Annotated in this window: 1 protein-coding gene; it reads left to right on the top strand. The window is 42.5% G+C overall.

What is annotated here, in order from left to right; genetic code table 11:
• Window positions 1-135 precede the first annotated feature (135 nt).
• Window positions 136-579, top strand: coding sequence for a DUF3987 domain-containing protein (locus GTH32_RS19290; protein ID WP_246223333.1), 444 nt, complete (start codon window positions 136-138; stop codon window positions 577-579).
• Window positions 580-649: the final 70 nt, after the last annotated feature.

A 649-nucleotide genomic window follows, 5' to 3' on the forward strand; every position in this document is an offset into this window, starting at 1 on the left:
CTGGAGAATCGATGAGAAAACTAGACCAATCCGATCACTTAAGGTAAAACTGGCAAGGACGAAAAAGAAGAAGAAAAAGTGATCGGATAAAACCGAAACGACCGTTCGGATTCACCGAAATACGCAGCTCAGCCATTGTTTGACAGGTTTAAAAAAAACATAGAGCTAAAAGCAAGCAAATATGTTGGAAGTCCGATGGAAAGTCATATCGGTAAATACACCGGGTTAGTCCCCTCAGTCGCACTTGTGTGTGAGTTTTTATCTCAAATTACACCAAAACAAACGTCTCCTTTAGTTACTGAGATCTCCCTGTCTAGTTTGAAAATGGCAATAAGTTGGGCTAACTACCTAGAATCACATGCGAAAAAAGTATTTGGGCTGGAGGACCCTAATTTAGCTATAGCTCAACAGGTACTTGAGATGCGTAAACAGTTAGGTATGACATTTACTGTTCGTGATGTCTATTCGAAACTGCGCAAGCCGTACTATCGCAATAAGAACCTTACCCTAGAGTCACTCCGATACCCGCGGATTCAACCCCGAAGTGCACCACTCGTTAAATTAAGCTGCGTCTCTTAACTGTTTGAATACTAGAGCAGGCTGCTTAAATCCGAGACATTTTCTGGGTCTCGCATTCAACGCACGCTCA

The organism is Alteromonas profundi (assembly GCF_010500865.1).
Taxonomy (GTDB): Bacteria; Pseudomonadota; Gammaproteobacteria; order Enterobacterales; family Alteromonadaceae; genus Alteromonas; species Alteromonas profundi.